Annotated in this window: 1 protein-coding gene; it reads right to left on the minus strand. The window is 55.5% G+C overall.

Going from position 1 to position 1019, the window contains the following annotated elements; translation table 11 throughout:
- Positions 1 to 336: 336 nt before the first annotated feature.
- Entirely contained in the window at positions 337 to 822 is a 486-nt protein-coding gene (locus AC1DUU_RS32825; protein ID WP_476787453.1) for a hypothetical protein, read from the minus strand.
- Positions 823 to 1019 lie beyond the last annotated feature (197 nt).

A 1019-nucleotide genomic window follows, 5' to 3' on the forward strand; every position in this document is an offset into this window, starting at 1 on the left:
ACCTGCCAGCTTTCGGGCGCATCAACGCCATTGAACCGGATGCGCTCGCCCGCAATCTCAATCGTGTCCGCGTCGATGACCGACGCCCGCCCCATGGCCGGGCCTTGCGCCTGTGCAAGAGCATTGCAGCGATGAGCGCATTTGCGCCAAATTGTTGCAGGGAATAGTCCAAGTGCGATGCCTTAAAAAAGGGGGGTAACGGCGTGATCGGCAGCTACTCCGCTAGCCTATTCGCCCCGTTTGCGCCGCTGCTATTTTGACCTCAGCCACGAACCCCGCTTTTGCCGCTCCTTGACTGTGACCTGTCGARCCGCAAGGGCGAGCTTTCCCAACTAATCACCATTCCTTCGGATGGGGTTCGGTTCTGAAGTAGTACCCGATTATCGCACTCTCACGGCTGTGTTGCTTGTGGCAAGAGAATTGCAGGTGACGCCAGCTTTTGGATGCGAGCATGGTGATAGCAATAGGCAGCATGTCGTCTGGCATCATAATAAAGGCCTCGTAACCTCCCTTTATTCTTGAAAGTGAGCCGACCTCATCAAACTTGCGCTGGGACCCTTGCCGCTTGTCTTCCCTGTACCCCGGGCCGACATAGGCCCTGACGCTGACAGGTAGACCCATCATCTTCGCTGGTCCGTCTGCTTTATCGACCCGGCATGCGATTCTGAGTGTCTTGCTCTCGGAAAGGGGGTCAGGGTCATTCATTAACATCCCCAGGCCAAGGGAATAATCCCAAGACCAACCCTCAATCGCCATCCCAAGCCAAAAGTCATGGAGGTCTGCCGTGGCCCTGTTGAACTGCAAATCAGCAAAATCAGCCATGGAAGGCCTTATATGTTGAGATGACTATGACTCAGRGGCCCCGCCAGCGCGCGCTTGCCTATAATGTGGTATTAGGGGGGCGGCCAGAAACTCGAAATGCCTCCCTGCGGCAGGATATAGCCGAACGCGAGTCTATTCAAACCGCTCGCAATTCCTTCAGCTCGAATGCCGTAGTTTGCTTCGGCTGTGAATGTAAG

The organism is Aminobacter sp. P4_H6_2 (genome assembly GCF_056400805.1).